The 15,449-nt window shown below is 72.7% G+C and carries 13 protein-coding genes; 6 read left to right on the forward strand and 7 right to left on the reverse strand.

What is annotated here, in order from left to right:
- Nucleotides 1–18 precede the first annotated feature (18 nt).
- The 6 genes from OHS33_RS19455 to OHS33_RS19480 all read right to left on the reverse strand — a co-directional run bounded on the left by OHS33_RS19455 (nucleotide 19) and on the right by OHS33_RS19480 (nucleotide 7,081).
- Nucleotides 19–1,518, reverse strand: a complete 1,500-nt coding sequence (locus tag OHS33_RS19455) for a type VI secretion protein (RefSeq protein ID WP_330331678.1) — start codon at nucleotides 1,516–1,518, stop codon at nucleotides 19–21.
- A 2-nt stretch (nucleotides 1,519–1,520) separates the two neighbouring features.
- Entirely contained in the window at nucleotides 1,521–2,945 is a 1,425-nt protein-coding gene (locus OHS33_RS19460) for an ATP-binding protein (protein ID WP_330331679.1), read from the reverse strand.
- Between the two features lie 19 nt (nucleotides 2,946–2,964).
- Entirely contained in the window at nucleotides 2,965–4,527 is a 1,563-nt protein-coding gene (locus OHS33_RS19465; RefSeq protein WP_330331680.1) for an SCO6880 family protein, read from the reverse strand.
- Nucleotides 4,524–5,849, reverse strand: a complete 1,326-nt coding sequence (locus tag OHS33_RS19470) for a hypothetical protein (protein ID WP_330331681.1) — start codon at nucleotides 5,847–5,849, stop codon at nucleotides 4,524–4,526. The genes OHS33_RS19465 and OHS33_RS19470 overlap by 4 nt, the downstream gene beginning before the upstream one ends.
- Entirely contained in the window at nucleotides 5,839–6,675 is an 837-nt protein-coding gene (locus OHS33_RS19475; protein ID WP_330331682.1) for a hypothetical protein, read from the reverse strand. The genes OHS33_RS19470 and OHS33_RS19475 overlap by 11 nt, the downstream gene beginning before the upstream one ends.
- 97 nt (nucleotides 6,676–6,772) lie before the next feature.
- Nucleotides 6,773–7,081, reverse strand: coding sequence for a hypothetical protein (locus OHS33_RS19480; protein ID WP_008742356.1), 309 nt, complete (start codon nucleotides 7,079–7,081; stop codon nucleotides 6,773–6,775).
- Between the two features lie 702 nt (nucleotides 7,082–7,783).
- On the opposite strand from OHS33_RS19480, the gene OHS33_RS19485 reads away from it, so the two are divergent.
- Both OHS33_RS19485 and OHS33_RS19490 read left to right on the forward strand, forming a co-directional pair.
- On the forward strand, nucleotides 7,784–8,080 hold the full coding sequence (locus tag OHS33_RS19485; protein WP_330331683.1) for a hypothetical protein: 297 nt from the start codon (nucleotides 7,784–7,786) through the stop codon (nucleotides 8,078–8,080).
- A gap of 43 nt (nucleotides 8,081–8,123) precedes the next feature.
- The gene (locus tag OHS33_RS19490) at nucleotides 8,124–9,275 is read left to right on the forward strand and encodes an alpha/beta fold hydrolase (protein WP_330331684.1); all 1,152 of its coding nucleotides are present in this window, start codon (nucleotides 8,124–8,126) and stop codon (nucleotides 9,273–9,275) included.
- Between the two features lie 159 nt (nucleotides 9,276–9,434).
- Here the strand turns inward: OHS33_RS19490 and OHS33_RS19495 are convergent, their stop codons facing one another.
- On the reverse strand, nucleotides 9,435–10,232 hold the full coding sequence (locus OHS33_RS19495) for a pentapeptide repeat-containing protein (protein WP_330335109.1): 798 nt from the start codon (nucleotides 10,230–10,232) through the stop codon (nucleotides 9,435–9,437).
- A 172-nt stretch (nucleotides 10,233–10,404) separates the two neighbouring features.
- Here OHS33_RS19495 and OHS33_RS19500 point away from each other — a divergent pair, with 172 nt between their 5' ends.
- The 4 genes from OHS33_RS19500 (at nucleotide 10,405) to OHS33_RS19515 (ending at nucleotide 15,296) form a co-directional block, all read left to right on the forward strand.
- Nucleotides 10,405–11,211 carry a thioesterase family protein gene (locus tag OHS33_RS19500; RefSeq protein WP_330331685.1) on the forward strand — a complete coding sequence of 269 codons (807 nt, stop codon included), beginning with the start codon at nucleotides 10,405–10,407 and terminating at the stop codon, nucleotides 11,209–11,211.
- A 21-nt stretch (nucleotides 11,212–11,232) separates the two neighbouring features.
- On the forward strand, nucleotides 11,233–13,227 hold the full coding sequence (locus OHS33_RS19505) for a serine/threonine-protein kinase (RefSeq protein ID WP_330331686.1): 1,995 nt from the start codon (nucleotides 11,233–11,235) through the stop codon (nucleotides 13,225–13,227).
- 85 nt (nucleotides 13,228–13,312) lie between these two features.
- A complete protein-coding gene (locus OHS33_RS19510) occupies nucleotides 13,313–14,344 on the forward strand; it encodes a C40 family peptidase (RefSeq protein ID WP_330335110.1) in 1,032 nt (343 codons plus the stop codon).
- A 241-nt stretch (nucleotides 14,345–14,585) separates the two neighbouring features.
- The gene (locus tag OHS33_RS19515; RefSeq protein WP_330331687.1) at nucleotides 14,586–15,296 is read left to right on the forward strand and encodes a phosphatase PAP2 family protein; all 711 of its coding nucleotides are present in this window, start codon (nucleotides 14,586–14,588) and stop codon (nucleotides 15,294–15,296) included.
- Nucleotides 15,297–15,449: the final 153 nt, after the last annotated feature.

Below are 15,449 nucleotides of genomic sequence, written 5' to 3' on the forward strand. Positions count from 1 at the left end.
GCGCCGGCCGATGGGTACTCAGTGCGCCGGGAGGGGGAGGTCGGCTTCCGGCCAGCGGGAGCGGGCCTGTTCGCGGCTGCGGCACAGGGCCAGGACCGGGAGGCCGGTGGCGTCGGCCAGCAGCTCCGGGAGTTGCGGGATCGGGGCGACGGCGGCGATGTCGTCCAGGACCAGCGAGAGTGGTGGGTCGAGCCGACCGTGGGATGACCGTGCGGCCATGCGACGGCCGTGCTCGACCACGCTTGCGGTGAGTGCGGTCAGGAGGGGCATCGCACCCGGGTGGGTGCGCGGGTCCTCCAGGGGCTCGCCCACCACGTACAGGCTGCCCCCTTCGGTCAGGAACGATGCCAGCGTGAGCGAATCCGTTCGGTTTGGGTTGCATGCCTCGCGGACGTTGATGGAGGACAGGCAGCTCAGCGCGCGGGCCGTCAGGTGCTGGGCGAGTTCGCGGCGTTCGGGGTGGGCGGTGAGGGCGCTTTCGAGTTCGCCGGCCGCGCCGGGGGCCGCATGGGGGTGGGTGCGCAGGATGCGGACCGGCTCCTGGGCGTTGGTGCCCTGGGCCCAGCGGTGCAGCTGCTTGAACGGGCGGCTGTCGAGGGCGACGGCGTGCAGCCAGCTGCGCAGGAGCGTTTCCGCGGTGTCGGCGACGGCCGCGTCGATGCGGGCCTGGGGGCGTACGGGCGCCAGCAGGGCGGCGGCGCGGGCCGCGGCGGTGTCGCGCTCGGCGCAGCCCTCGGCCGGGTTCCAGTGCATGCGGGCCGGGGTGTCGCAGAGGTGGGCGGGGTCGTAGAGGAGGACAGGGCCGAGTTTGGCGCGGGCGTCCTTGGTCTCGGCCCAGAGGGCGGGGGACGAGGTCACGATGAGCGCTGCGCCCTCGGCCATGACGATGCTCTGCGCTGCGAGTTGGTGGCGGCGGTCGGGATCCGCGTACTGGAGGCGTTGCTCCCCGTGGGACGGGGAGGGCGCCGGGGGTGTCGCGGGGGCGTAGCCGAAGCCGTAGCGGTAGGCCTCGTCCGTGGGGGCGGGGGGCTGGGGCGCCGCTGGTCGGGGTGCGGGGCGCGGGGGTTCGTACGCCGTCACGGGCTGGACCGGGAACGGGGCCGGTTCGGGGGCCGGGGGCTGCTCCGGGGCCTGGCGGGCCTGGGCGCGGCGGGACTTCGTGCGGGCGACGACGCCGATCACGAAGACGGTGGCGACGAAGAGCACGAGCAGCTGGCTGATGAAGGTGCCCCAGAACAGGCCCCAGCCCGACAGGGCGGCGGGGTCGGTGTCCGGCCAGGCGCCCGCCACGTCGTGGGGTTGCGCTATCAGGGCGCGGATCGCCGCCGGGGTGTGGCCGAAGGTGACGGTGCCGGGCCAGGCGCCGCGGGTGATCCAGGCGGCGAGGCCGGTGGCGGACCACACCAGGACGGCCAGGCCGAGGAGGAAGGCGAGCAGGGCGAGCAGCAGCCCGTCGGGGATGCCGCCGCGCTGCTGTCCGGTGGGGTGGCGGGGGTCCGTACGGCGGGGGTCGGCCATGCTCAGGCCACCGTGGTCGCCGAGCCGGGGCCGTGGCCGCCGTTGCGGTTCCGTTCGATTCGCAGGGCTCGCTCCTCCGCTTCGAGTTCGGCCGCGAGCAGCTCGTCGGGGAGCTGGTGCGGTACCGAGGATTCGGTCATGGCGCGGTCGGTGTAGACGAGGGGGCGTTCGGATTCGGTGATGAGGTGTTTGACCACCTGGACATTGCCGTTGACGTCCCAGACCGCGATGCCGGGGGTGAGGGTGGGGATGATTTCGACGGCCCAGCGCGGGAGGCCGAGGACGCGGCCGGTGGCCCGGGCTTCGTCGGCTTTCTGGGCGTAGATGGTGCGGGTGGAGGCCATTTTGAGGATGGCGGCGGCTTCGCGCGCGGCCGCGCCGTCGACGACGTCGGAGAGGTGGTGGACGACGGCGACGAAGGACAGGCCGAGGCGGCGGCCGAACTTCAGGAGGCGCTGGAAGAGCTGGGCGACGAAGGGGGAGTTGATGATGTGCCATGCCTCTTCGACCAGGAAGATCCGTTTCTTCCGGTCTGGGCGGATCCATGTGTGTTCGAGCCATACGCCGACGATCGCCATGAGGATGGGCATGGCGATGGAGTTGCGGTCGATGTGGGACAGGTCGAAGACGATGAGGGGCGCGTCGAGGTCGATGCCGACGGAGGTGGGCCCGTCGAACATGCCGCGGAGGTCGCCGTCGACGAGGCGGTCCAGGACGAGGGCGACGTCCAGGCCCCAGGCCCGTACGTCGTCTATGCCGACGTTCATGGACTCGGCGGATTCGGGTTCCGGGTGGCGCAACTGCTCGACGATGTCCGTCAGTACGGGCTGCCGGTCGTTGATCGTCTCGTTGACGTAGGCGTGTGCGACCTTGAGGGCGAAGCCGGAGCGTTCGTCCAGGCCGTGCCCCATCGCGACCTCGATGATCGTGCGGAGCAGCGCGAGCTGGCCGGTGGTGGTGATCGCCGGGTCGAGCGGGTTGAGCCGGATGCCGCCGTCGAGGGCGGCCACCGGGTCGAGCCGGATGGGCATTATTCCGAGCTGCTGGGCGATCAGGTTCCACTCGCCGACGCCGTCCTCGCCCTGGGCGTCGAGGACGACGACCTGCCGGTCGCGGAAGCGCAGCTGGCGCAGGACGTAGGTCTTCTCCAGGGCGGACTTGCCGTTGCCGGATTCGCCGAGGACCAGCCAGTGGGGGGCCGGGAGCTGCTGGCCGTACAGCTGGAAGGGGTCGTAGATGTACCCCTTGCCGCTGTAGACCTCGCGGCCGATGATGACGCCGGAGTCGCCGAGGCCGGGGGCGGCGGTGGGCAGGTACACGGCCTGGGCCTGGCCGGTGGAGGTGCGTACGGGGAGGCGGGTCGTCTCGACCTTTCCGAAGAGGAAGCTGGTGAAGGCGTCCGACATCGCGGACAGCGGATCTCGCATGGCGGCTTCTTCCCTCCGGCTAGCGTCGGATGCCGGTCGCGAACGGCAGTGTGTTCACAAAGGCGCGGTGGTGCTCGCGGTCGCACCACTCCAGCTTGAGGTACGACTTGCCGGCGGAGGCGCGGATGGTGCGCTTGTCGCGGGCGAGGGCCTCGGGGGATCGCGAGGACACGGTGATGTACCCGACGAGGTTGACTCCCGCAGCGCCGCTGGCGAGATCTTCACCCCTCTGGTCGAGGCGGCCGTGGGCGGCGATGTCGCGGGGGTCGACCGTGCGGTTCATCTTCGCGGCGCGGCTGGCGTCGGCCTCGTCGTTGGTCTTCTCGGTCAGCATCCGTTCGATGGCGATCTCGGTGGGTTCGAGGTCCATGGTGACGGCGACGGTGCGGATGACGTCCGGGGTGTGGACGAGGAGGGGGGCGAGGAAGTTGACGCCGACGGGGGTCATCGGCCACTCCTTCACCCACGCGGTGGCGTGGCACCAGGGGGCGCGGGTCGAGGACTCGCGGGTCTTGGCCTGGAGGTAGGTGGGTTCCATCGCGTCGAGTTCGGCGGGCCAGGCGTTGCGCTTGGTCATGGCCTGGATGTGGTCGATGGGGTGGTCCGGGTCGTACATGGAGTGCACGAGGGAGGACAGGCGGCCCTGGCCGAGGGGCTGGCGGACGCGGATGTCGGCTTCGGCGAGGCGGGCGCAGATGTCGGTGAGTTCGCGGGCCATGACGATGGCGAGGCCCGCGTCGCGGTCGAGCTTGCGGCCCTTGTGGGGCGTGGAGGCGCGGGCGATGGTGACGGCCTCGGCGGCGAGTTCGCGGGTGAAGTGCATGCAGGCGACGAGGTACGCGCGGTGCTGCTCGGAGGACGTCGACACCATCGACTGGAGCTGGTCGTAGGAGTCGCGGAGCCAGCCGGGGGCGGTGGTGTCACCGCGCTGGGCGACGTCCTTGGCGTGGGCGTCGGGGTCGGCCGGGAGGGTGCGGGCGAGCATCTGGAGGCGGGTGACGAAGCCGTCGCCGTTGGCCACGTGCTTGAGGAGGGTGCCGAAGCGGTCGACGAGCGCTTCCTGGTCCTCGCTGTCGCGCAGGCCGACGCCGGGGCCCTCGATCTCGATGGCGGCGGTGACGGTGCGGCGGTCGGCGTGCAGGAGCACGGCGATCTCGTCGGGGCCGAAGGGGGCGGCGAGCCAGTTGATCCGGCCGATGCCGGGGGGCGGGCCGACCTCGACCTCGCGGCCGTCGGAGCCGCGGATGCCCGCTTCCATGGCGGCCGAGCGGTACGCCGTTCCGCGCCGCAGGGTCCGCTTGAAGCTGCGGTTGATCTCGAACCACTTGTAGAAGGTGCGGCCCTTGTAGGGGACGTACACGGCGGCGAGGGCGAGCACGGGGAAGCCGGCGAGCATGGCGATGCGCGGGGCGATGCCGGGGACGAGCAGTCCGCTCATCATGCCGAGGAACGCGCCGGCGATGATCAGCGCGATCTCTCCGGTCTCGCGGTTCTTGCCGACGATCGCGTTCGGCCGGGCGCGGCCGATGAGATACGTGCGGCGGGGCGCGACCGGGTGGATCTGGTGGGACTGGGTCGTCAACGCCCGTCACCTCCTGTGTTCTTCGTGCTGCTCGTGCCGGTGCTCGTGCGGGGCGGTGGGGTGGCTGCGGATCCGCCGCCGGATCCGCCGGTGGGGCGGCTGCTGTGGGCGGCCACGCCTCCGGAGAGGGGGTTGGCGGGGCGGGGGGCGGAATTGCCGCCACCGCCGTCGCCCGCGCGGTGGGAGCCGCGGCTGCTGTGCGTTTTGATGCCCTGGGAGACGAGCGAGGCCGGGGAGCTGATGACGGCGGCCGCCTGGGCGCCGTCGGTGGCCTTGCTGCGGTTGGAGCGGGCGGAGGCGATCTCGTCGCCGAAGCCGGGAACGAAACGGTAGATCATCGCGGAGGCGAAGATCGCCAGGAGGATGATGGCGAGGCCGGAGACGACGGCGGACAGGGCATTCGGCCCCTTCTCGCCCGCGAGGGCTCCGGCGAGGCCGAGCACGATGACGATGACCGGCTTCACGAGGATGACGGCGATCATGATGCCCGCCCAGCGGCGGACGTGGCCCCACAGGTTCCGGTCGACGAGGCCCGCGTAGACGACGACGCCGAGGAGGGCGCCGACGTAGAGCAGGGCGGCCCGGATGACGAGTTCGAGGCAGAGCACGCCCGCGGCGAGGACGGTGACGAGGGAGACGACGATCAGCATGATCGGGCCGCCGCCGATGTCGTCGCCCTTCTTGAGGGCTTCGGCGAAGGAGCCGAAGAAGACGTCGCTCTGGCCGCCGGTGGCGGTGGCGATGACCTGGGTGACGCCGTCGGTCGCGGACACGACGGTGTACAGGATCAGGGGGGTGAAGGCGGAGGCCAGGACGGTGAGCCAGAGGAAGCCGATGGCTTCGGACATGGCGGTGGTGAAGGGGACGCCGCGGATGGCCCGCTTGGCGACGGCGAAGAGCCACAGGACGAGGGTGAGGACGGCGGAGGCGGCGAAGACGACGGCGTACTGCTTGAGGAAGGACGGGTTGGTGAAGTCGACGTTCGCGGTGCTGTTGACGGCCTTGCTGAGCTTGCCGACGATCCAGGAGGCGGCTTCGGCGCAGCCCTTGGAGAGGGAGGCGAGGGGGTTCAGGGCGTCTGTGGGGTTGGTGGGGGCTAGGCCTGTGCGGGGGGCTCCGCCGGGGTTGCCGTCGCCTCGTTCGCAGAATTGTTTGGCGGGGCCGATGAGCAGGTCGCAGGGGTTGTTGCTCGCGCTGGGCGTGGGCGTCGGGGTCGGCGTCGTCGTCGGGCCGGGGGCCGCGTAGGCACGCGTGGCCAGGGCGACGGCAGCCAGCTGGACGGAGGCGAGAACCCCGAACCGGAGCCGGAGGCTAGCGGGCATAGGTGAACCCTCCGAACTCCTTGATGGCCTTGCTGATGTCGTCGGAGGGTGCCGCCGCGACGTCACCGGGCACCGGGGCGGGGCCTTCGTGCTGGCTGTCGGCGGTGACCTTCCAGTCGCCGCCGGACCACGCCAGGTCGAAGGCCCACGTGTACCAGGAGGTCCGCACGGGGTTGGTGGACTTGTCGCCGGACATGCCGATCAGTCCCGTGTACCAGACGGAGACCTTGGCGCCGCCCGGGCTGAAGCTGTCCACTCTGGTACCGACCGGAACGGCTCGGGTGACGAAGGTGCTGCCCTGGGGCGGGTTGCCGTTCACGTCGAGTCCGAGCTTGGCGAGGAACGCTGCCGAGTAAGCCGCGTCCTGCGGGCCCTTGAGGCGGGCGGCCGCGTCCGGCGTGTAGATCGCGTCCACGATGGTGTGGCGGCTGTCCGCCTTGAACATGCCGTCAGAGCCGAGCGCCACCGCGAAGTTGGCGGCGGCCGACTGCGCACCCTGTTCGTCGTGTGCGAATCCGCGGGGGATCGTCCCGTTCTTGCCGTCCACCGGGGTGGTGCCCGTGGCTGCGGTGGAGGTGGTGGTGGGGGATTTGGTGGAGCCGGGGGTGGTCGGGGAGTCCTGGTTCTGGTTCGCGAACGCGATGGCCGCGATCAGGAGGACAACCACGCCGACGACCGTGATCAGGCCGCGGGAGGGGCGGGGGCCGCGGCGGGGGCCCGGGTAGAGGTCCGAGGGGGAGTCCGGGAGGCGGGTGCGGGTCTGGCCGGTGCCGCCGACCTCGCCGTGGGCTGGGCCGGTGCCGCCGTACTGGTCGTCGTGGCTCATTCCCTGTCCGCCCCCTCGGCGTCGTACGACGGTAGCGCTGGTGGCCGCGCGGACGCGGTGTGGTGAGTCGTCATCAGGTGGTGAGCCGGCTGCGTGGCTAGACGGCCATCCCGTAGACGATGGTGAACAGGGTGCCGAGGGAGCCGATGATGAACACTCCCGTCAGCCCGGCCACGATCAGGCCCTTGCCCTGTTCGGCGCTGAAGGTGTCGCGCAGGGCGGTCGCGCCGATGCGCTGTTTGGCCGCGCCCCAGATCGCGATGCCGAGGCAGAGCAGGATGGCCACGGCCATGACCACCTCGATCATGACTTTCGCTTCGTTGCCGAGACTTCCGAACGGGCCCCAGTTCGGGGCGATTCCGCCGATGATGGTGGTGATGTCGCCCTTTTCGGCCGCCAGGATCATGTAACTCACCGCCCCTGTATGGGTAGTTCCGCAAGGCCCGTGCCCGATGGCAGGGGTCACGTCCTATCTTCGCTGATGAAATCGCCGTCGTATGTCGACTTGACGGCTCTCTTTGCCTGATCTCCCGGTCCGGGCCCCGCCCACGTCCGCTGACCTGGTCACTCTGTGTATCACGGGGTGTGACCCCGGGCAATGATTGTCGTCCCGGCGTACGCGAGGCGGGGTGCGGGTCTGCTCGGGTGGCCGCCGTTCGGCCCAGTGGGGTCGCGTGTCGTTGGACCAACCCGCTGACATATGGGCTGACTGACGGAATGTCGGATGATCGGCATGCCGGGCCCGGGTCATGCTCCCCCTGCTTCCGGTCGGAGCGCACGACGTTCCACGATGAGAGACGACGCAAGGAGCAATCGGATGGGTTCACGGATGGGTTCCGCATCGAAGGCTGGTCGGCTCGTGTGGCCGGCCGGTGGGCTCGTACTGGCGGTGGCGCTCGCGTGTGCGGGGATCGCGGGTCCGGCGGCGGCCGCCGGGCAGGGGGCGGGCTCTCCCCCTCCGGGAGGCAAGTGCCATGACACGGCACGGACGGAGTGTCAGGGGCCGCGCGGTCCGGTGGGGCCCAAGGGGCCCAAGGGGGACCGGGGGCCGAAGGGGGACCGGGGGCCGGCGGGTCCGGCCGGCGGGCAGTGCACCGATGTGGACACGGTGAGGGGAAACAGGGGCCTGGAGTTCAGCGCCGCGCTGGTGCACGGCCGGACGTCCATCGGGGTGCGCAGGATGACGCCGACGGTGGGTACGTACTACTGGCGTGACCTGACCGGTCCGTTGAACCCGGGGCACCCGCGGGACGCGTGCAGCGTGTCCGTCGAGGCCGAGAATCCGAACAGCGTGTACGTGAAGGTGCTGACGGTCATGGGTGCCGTGTACGAGAACTCCTGCACGTACTCGCCGATGGGGACGCTCACGTGCCCGTCGGGCTGGACGGCTCTGGTCAAGCCCTGAGGTGCGCGGGGGCGTTGTCAGTGGCCTGCGGCACCCTGGGGGCATGACGACGACATCCTGGACCCTCGCGGACATCGAGTCGGCCATCCGGGCCGGCTGGTCGGCCGATCTGGCCTGCCCCTCGGACATCACGCGCATTCCCTGGTCGGCCGACAACCCGGCCTGGGGGCACTGTGACATCACGGCGCTGGTCGTCCAGGACCTGTTCGGTGGGGACCTGATGGTGGGTGAGGTCTTCCTCGACGGCCGCCAGGAGGGTTACCACTGCTGGAACCGGCTGGCCGGGGGCATACGGGTCGACCTGACCCGGGAGCAGTTCCGTCGCGGCGAGACGGTGACCCCGGGGCGGGTCGTGCGGCGGGCGGCGGACCGGCGGCCGCGGCGCTGGGAGGAGTACCAGCTGCTGCGGCAGCGGGTCATGGACGAGCTGGGGCCGCTGCCGGGGGTGGTGGAGGTGGCCGGGCGCACGCTGCGGTACACGGACTTCGGCGGGCCGGGGGAGCCGCTGCTCGCGCTGCACGCGCACTTCATGGAGGGCCGGACCTTCGCGCGCCTCGCCCGGGAGCTGGCCCCGCGGTGGCGCGTCATCGCGCTGGACCAGCGCGGGCACGGGGATTCGGACCGGGCGCCGGAGTACTCGCGGGAGGGGTACGTCGCGGACGCGGCGGCCGTACTGGACCACCTGATGCCCGGCCCGGCCGTGGTGCTGGGGCATTCGCTGGGCGGGGTCAACGCCTTCCAGCTGGCCGCGCGGCGGCCGGAGCTGGTGCGGGCGGTGGTGGTCGAGGACATAGGGGCCGTCGTCGACGACGACCTGTCCTTCGTGCTCGACTGGCCGCGCCGGGCGGGCAGCCGGGAGGAGCTGATCGCGGGGCTGGGGGGTGCGGCGGGCTTCCTGGCGGACTCGGTGCGGGAGTACGAGGACGGCTGGGGGCTGGCCTTCGACGCGCAGGACATCCTGGCGTCCAGCGAGGCGATACAGGGGGACCACTGGGCGGACTGGCTGGCGGTGCGGCAGCCGACGCTGCTGGTCCGGGGGGACCGCAGCACGGTGCTGTCGGCGGGGCACGCGCGGGAGATGGCGGCCCGGCGGCCGGGGGTGCGGCTGGTGGAGCTGCCCGCCGGGCACGGGGTGCACACCGATGACCCCGAGGGGTTCACGGAGGCGGTGCGGGAGTTCCTCGCGCGGCTCTGACGCGCCGCGCGCCGGCTCCGGGACACCGAGCACCGGTTCTGGCACACCGCGCACCGGGGGGCGCGGCGTCCGGTTCCGCTGCCCGGGGTCCGGCCCGTCACGGGGGTGCGGGCCGGGCCGCGGGGAGCGGGGCCTGGGGGCCCGGGGCGCTGCGGGGGGTCAGGACCAGTGGGACGGGCGGGTCAGGGTGGGCGGGATGCGGGTGGCGGCGTCGCCGCGGGCCGCGTTCAGCTGGGCCTGGGTGAGGAAGATGCTGCCGGTGAGGTCGGCCCCGCTCAGGTTCGCGTCCCGGAAGTCCGCGCCGATCAGGTCGGCGGAGCGCAGGTCGGCCCGGCTGAGGTCGGCGGCGATCAGGTAGGCGCCGCGCAGGGTGGCGCCGCGCAGGTTCGCTCCGGAGAGGCGGGCGCCCATCAGGTCCGCGCCGCGGTGGTTCTTCTTGCGGCCGGGGACGGCGGCCCGGACCAGGTCGCTGGTCTTGAGCAGCAGGGTGTTGACGGCGGCGCGGCGGGTGCCGACGTCGGTGGCGGCCAGCGTCGCGGCGTCGGCGCGGGTCAGCTCCTCGGTCTCGGCCAGGGCGCGCCGCAGCTCGGCGTGGACGGGGCGGGCGCCCGGGAGGGTGAGGGCTTCGGCGAGGTAGAAGAGCAGCTCGTGGAGCTGGCGCATCACCGGGAAGACATCGAACATCTCGCGGGAGGTGCCGGGGTGGGTGCGCCAGTCACGCCCTTCGAAGGTGACCTGGGAGACCTGCTGGCCCGCGCCGAAGCAGTCGAAGACGGTGCAGCCCTGGAAGCCCTTGTCGCGGAGCTTCGTGTGGATGCCGCAGCGGAAGTCCTGCCGGAGGTTGGCGCAGGGGGTGCCGGCGGGCTTGTCCACGGCGAAGTCGGTGGACCGGGCGAAGGGCAGGGCGACGCAGCACAGGGCGAAGCAGCTCGCGCAGTCGGCCTGGAGCAGCGGCAGGGCCGGGCCGGAGGCGGGGCCGGGGCGCGCGGCGGGGCCGGGGCCCGTGGTGGGTCCGGAGGTGGGTCCGGAGGTGGGGGCGGAGGCGGGGTGAGAGCTGGACACGGTCCCATTGTCCCCCGTGGGCGGTGGGGGCTGGTGCGGCTGGTTACCTCTGGGTAGCGTGCGCGGCATGGACGACGCTGAGGACGTGCCGGTCGAGGGGTTCTACGAGCGGACCGGCGCCGGGCGGTTCCTCGCCTCCGCCTATACGCGCGGGCCGTGGGACCGGGACTCGCAGCACGCGGGGCCGCCCGCCGCGCTGCTCGGCCGGGCCGTCGAGGAGCGCCCGGACGCCCGCGACGACATGCGGGTCGCGCGCATCACCTACGAGATCCTGCGGCCGGTCCCGATCGGGCCGCTGGAGATCACCACCTCGGTCCTGCGGGCCGGGCGCGGCACCGAGGTGATCGAGGCGGCGCTCGCGCCCGCCGGGGCGGCGCCGGTGATGTTCGCCCGGGCGTTGCGGATCCGGGTGGCCGGGGAGCCGGTCCCGGCCGTGCTGCCGGGGCCCGCCGTGCCGCCGCCGGGTGCGGTGGGGCGTACGCCGTTCTTCCCGGTGCCGTGGTCGACCGGCTACCACACGGCGATGGAGACCCGCTTCACGGAGGGGACGTTCACCGAGCCCGGCCCGGGGACCTGCTGGATGCGGATGCGGGTCCCGCTGATCGTGGGCGAGGAGACCCGGCCGCTGGACCGGGTGCTGATCGCGGCCGATTCCGGGAACGGCATCAGCGCGGTCCTGGACTTCGCCAAGTACCTGTTCATCAACGGGGACCTGACGGTCCACCTGCACCGGCATCCGGTGGGCGAGTGGGCCTGCGTGGAGGCCCGGACCAGCGTGGACGCGGCCGGGATCGGGCTCGCCGACGCCCGCCTGCACGATGAGGACGGGCCCATCGGGCGCAGTGCGCAGAGCCTGTACGTCGCTCCGCGCTGACCCTGTGACAGGCTCTCGCGCATGGACGCGCTGAGGGAGACCGATCCGACGCGGATCGGGGTGCACGTGCTGGTGGCCCGGCTGGGGGCCGGGGGGATGGGGCAGGTGTACCTCGGGCGGTCGCCCGGGGGGCGCCTGGTCGCCGTCAAGGTGGTCCGGGAGGAGATCCTCGGGCATCCGCAGGCGCTGGCGAGGTTCCGGCGCGAGGCGAACACCGTGCGGGAGGTGCGCTCCGCGTACACCGCGCGGCTGATCGACGCCTCGCTGGAGCAGGCCCCGTACTGGCTGGCCACCGAGTACGTCGCCGGGCCCACGCTCGCCCACGCGGTGCAGGACCGGGGCGCGCTGCCCGCGGACACCTGCCGGGCGCTGGGGGCGGCGCTGGCGGAGGGGCTGGCCGGCGTGCACGAGCAGGGGGTGACGCACCGGGACGTGAAGCCGCAGAACGTGATCCTGGGGGCGCAGGGGCCGCAGCTGATCGACTTCGGGATAGCCCGCGGGGTCGGGGTGACCGCGCTGACGCAGGAGGGCCAGTCGCCGGGGACGCCGGGGTTCACGGCGCCCGAGGTGCTGCTGGGCGCGGCGGGGGAGGCCCCGGCCGACGTCTTCGCGCTGGGGGCGCTGCTGGCGTACGCGGCGACGGGGCGGCCGCCGTTCGGGGCGGGCGAGGCGGCGAGCGTCTGGTACCGGACGGTGCACGAGCCGGTGGACGCGGCGGGGGTGGAACCGGGGCTGGCGGCGCTGATCGAGGCGTGCGTGGCGAAGGACCCGGCGGCGCGGCCGTCACCGGCGGAGGTGATCCGCCGGTGCGGGGTCGCGCGGGCGCTGGTGGACGACCCGGTGTACGCGGAGCTGGTGGCGCCGCCGGGTTCGCTGCCGGGTTCGCTGCGCGAGGCGATCCCGGGTGCGGTGCATCCCGTGGCGACGCGGGTGCTCCCGGACCCGGACCGGGTGCCGCAGCCGGTTGTGGGCCCGGGCCCCCGGCCGTCGCCGGTCGCGACGCCAGAGGCGGAGCCGTACCCGGAGTCGGAGCCGCGATCGGGAACGTTCCCGGGGCCCGTCGCGGGTGCGGGAACGGGGCCGGAGCACGGGCCGATCCCAGTGTCCGGGCCGGAGCCGGGCCGGGTGCCGGATTCTGCGGCGGATCAGGGGCCGGGCCGGGGGCCGGGGGCCGAGCCGATCGCGCGACCGGACACGGGCTCGGTGGCCGACCCGTCGGCGGGCCGGGTGCCGGGCCGGGTGCTTGATTCGCCGGACGGCGACACCGCCGCGTCCGAGGCCCCCGCGGGCCCGCAGCGGCGGCGGGGGCGGGGCTGGGTGGGGGGTGTGCTCGCGCTGGCGGTGGTGGGGGCGGTGGGCTACTGGCAGTTCCCGGTGGGCGGAGGGGGAGACGGGGCCGGGGCCGGTGGGGGCGCGGGGGCGTCCGCCGGGGCGCGGACGCCCGACGGGAAGGCGAGCGCGTCGCCGGGCAAGGGCAAGGCCAAGGCCGGGCCGCCCGCCGACCACATCGAGCAGAGCCGGACCTCGCGGGAGCGCTGGACGCTCGACAAGGATCCGGAGATGGCGAAGTACGGCAGCGGGCTGTGCAACGAGGTCTCGGGCGAGGAGGACGCGCCGGGCACCGGAATGGAGAGTTCCACCGTCTCCACGCACACCAACGGCGTGCCCGGCAAGACGATGACGGTGAAGATGCGGCCCAAGGGCGCGGGCGACCCGGACCGGGGCACCCGCCCGGCGCCCTACTACGTCGCGGTGGCCGTGAAGTCGCCCTCCCAGGTGGCGGCCGGGGGGCTTGGGGCCACGAGCGTGCCCGTGGACATCTACGAGAACTGGGACTCGGGCGAGTACCTGGAGCTGACCTATCCGACGCAGTTCCGTACCTACACGGACGGCAAGGGAGCCGGCGCCCCGGCCCTGGCGTCCGACCGGGGGGACTGGACGGTGGTCTTCTACCACGTCGAGGATGACCCCAAGAAGTACGCGCGTATCGCCTGTTCGGGGTTCAGGGTGGGGTAACGGCCCGCGACACGGGGGAAACCCTGGGAAACCGCCCCTTGAGGGGACATGCATGGGGGAGGGTTGACGGGTGCGCAGATTCTGGATGGTGGGCGGGATCGGGGTCGGGGTGTGCCTGACCTTCGTCATGCTGCTCGTCGTGGGGACGTACTCGGCGGCGGCGGGGCTGGGTGGTCCCGGTGGCGTGGGCGGGCGCGTGGGGCTGGCCCCGGGCGCCGTGCCGGCGAAGTACCAGGACCTGGTGCAGAAGTGGGGCAATCTGTGCGCCGCGATCAGTCCGCCGCTGCTGGCGGCGCAGCTCTACTCGGAGAGCGGCTGGAACCCGCAGGCGGTCAGTCCGGCGGACGCGCGGGGGATCGCGCAGTTCATCCCGGGGACCTGGGCGGGGCACGGGATCGACGGGGACGGTGACGGGGACCGGGACATCTGGGATCCCAACGACGCGATCCCGTCGGCGGCTTCGTACGACTGCGAGCTGTCCAAGGACGTCGCGGGGGTGCCGGGCGACGCGGCGTCGAACATGCTGGCCGCCTACAACGCGGGGGCGTACGCGGTCATCAAGTACCAGGGCGTGCCGCCGTACAAGGAGACGCAGGGGTACGTGAAGACGATCACGACCCTGGCGCTGAGCTTCGCGAAGCCGGTCGGGCGGGTGGCGCCTTCGCAACAGGCCGCCGGGGCCATCTACTTCGCGCAGAAGCAGCTGGGGACGCCGTACCTGTGGGGCGGCAACGGTACGCCCGACCAGGACGGGCGGTTCGACTGCTCGGGGCTGACGGTGGCGGCGTACAAGACGGTGGGGATCGATCTGCCGCGCGTGGCGAACGACCAGTACAACGCGGGTCCGCACCCTTCGCGGAGCGAACTGCTCCCCGGTGACCTGGTGTTCTTTTCCAACGATCTGACGAACTCGCGGGAGATCCACCACGTCGGGCTGTATGTGGGCGGCGGGTACATGATCAACGCTCCGTACACCGGGGCCGTGATCCGCTTCGACAAGATCGACAGTCCGGACTACTTCGGGGCGACCCGGGTGACCAAGGACGGCGCGGAGGCCTCGCCGGTGCGGGACGCGGGCGCGGGTGCGGCCGCCGGCACGGGTGCGAAGACCTCCTAAGCGGGGGCGGTGGCGCTCGTCCGCCGCTCTGCTGACTCTCCGTTAAGCGCAGGCCCTGAGCTGCGACGATGAGTCACTCTTGGGTAACGTTGGAGTGATCATTCGGTGGAGAGTGGAACGTAGCCGCCAGAACGGGCGTTCCATGGACACGGGGGTTGATCACACGCGTTGATCACGGGGGTCGAAGGGGCGCACACAGGGGTGTGTCCTCAGGGGAACCAAGGCAAGGGGCCGCGTCGCCATGGCTGGACTCACGACCGGTGGGCCGAATGTGGATGTCAGCCTGCTGTACGACATCAACGGCCTCGCCCGCCGCGCCCCCGAACAGGTCGACCGGATCGTCGCGCTCGTCGGCGAATACGGGCTGCCGCTCGCCATGGTGCTGCTCGTGCTGTGGTGCTGGCGCGGGGCCCGCAGGCAGGACGGGCCCGGTGCGGCCGAGGCGTTCACCGCGCTGGTGTGGGCGCCGCTCGCCGCCGGGATCGCGCTGCTCGTGAACGTGCCGCTGCGTGAGTTCGTCGCCCGGCCGCGGCCGTTCCGCCAGCACGAGGGGCTGGAGGTGCTGGTCTCGGGGAAGGGCGGCGACTTCTCCTTCGTCAGCGACCACGCCACCCTGACGATGGCGCTCGCCGTCGGCGTCTTCATCGCGAACCGCAGGCTCGGGCTGATCGGGATCGGGCTCGCGCTGGCCGAGGGGTTCTGCCGCGTGTACATGGGCGTCCACTACCCCACCGACGTCATCGGCGGCCTCGCGCTCGGCACGGCGGTGGTGCTGCTGCTCGCGCCGCTCGCGATGGCGCTGCTCGGGCCGGTGGTGCGGGCGGTGGCCTCGTCGGCGCGCGTGGGGTGGATCGTCCGGGCGAAGGGGCACGGCGTGCCCCGGGCGCTGGACCTTCCGCATGCGCAGACGCCGCCGGGTGGGCATCCGCGGGACAGTGATCTGGCGGCCTGAGTCTTACGTCCTCGCGCTGGGCACGCTGCCGGCTGGCTGGCTGGTCTGCCGGATGCGGCTTGTCAGCCGGGGGCGTACGAGTTCCAGAGCGTGAGCAGGACCGCTGAGAGCAGGCACAGTGCCGCGCCGGCGAAGCAGAGGCGGACTGCGGCG

Origin of the sequence: Streptomyces sp. NBC_00536 (assembly GCF_036346295.1) — a bacterium.
GTDB lineage: Bacteria > Actinomycetota > Actinomycetes > Streptomycetales > Streptomycetaceae > Streptomyces.

Coding starts and splice junctions, on each gene's coding strand:
- OHS33_RS19455 (WP_330331678.1), bottom strand. CDS start 1,518: ATGGCCGACCCCCGCCGTACGGACCCCCGCCACCCCACCGGACAGCAG.
- OHS33_RS19460 (WP_330331679.1), bottom strand. CDS start 2,945: ATGCGAGATCCGCTGTCCGCGATGTCGGACGCCTTCACCAGCTTCCTC.
- OHS33_RS19470 (WP_330331681.1), bottom strand. CDS start 5,849: ATGCCCGCTAGCCTCCGGCTCCGGTTCGGGGTTCTCGCCTCCGTCCAG.
- OHS33_RS19475 (WP_330331682.1), bottom strand. CDS start 6,675: ATGAGCCACGACGACCAGTACGGCGGCACCGGCCCAGCCCACGGCGAG.
- OHS33_RS19480 (WP_008742356.1), bottom strand. CDS start 7,081: ATGATCCTGGCGGCCGAAAAGGGCGACATCACCACCATCATCGGCGGA.
- OHS33_RS19490 (WP_330331684.1), top strand. CDS start 8,124: ATGACGACGACATCCTGGACCCTCGCGGACATCGAGTCGGCCATCCGG.
- OHS33_RS19500 (WP_330331685.1), top strand. CDS start 10,405: ATGGACGACGCTGAGGACGTGCCGGTCGAGGGGTTCTACGAGCGGACC.
- OHS33_RS19505 (WP_330331686.1), top strand. CDS start 11,233: ATGGACGCGCTGAGGGAGACCGATCCGACGCGGATCGGGGTGCACGTG.
- OHS33_RS19510 (WP_330335110.1), top strand. CDS start 13,313: ATGGTGGGCGGGATCGGGGTCGGGGTGTGCCTGACCTTCGTCATGCTG.
- OHS33_RS19515 (WP_330331687.1), top strand. CDS start 14,586: ATGGCTGGACTCACGACCGGTGGGCCGAATGTGGATGTCAGCCTGCTG.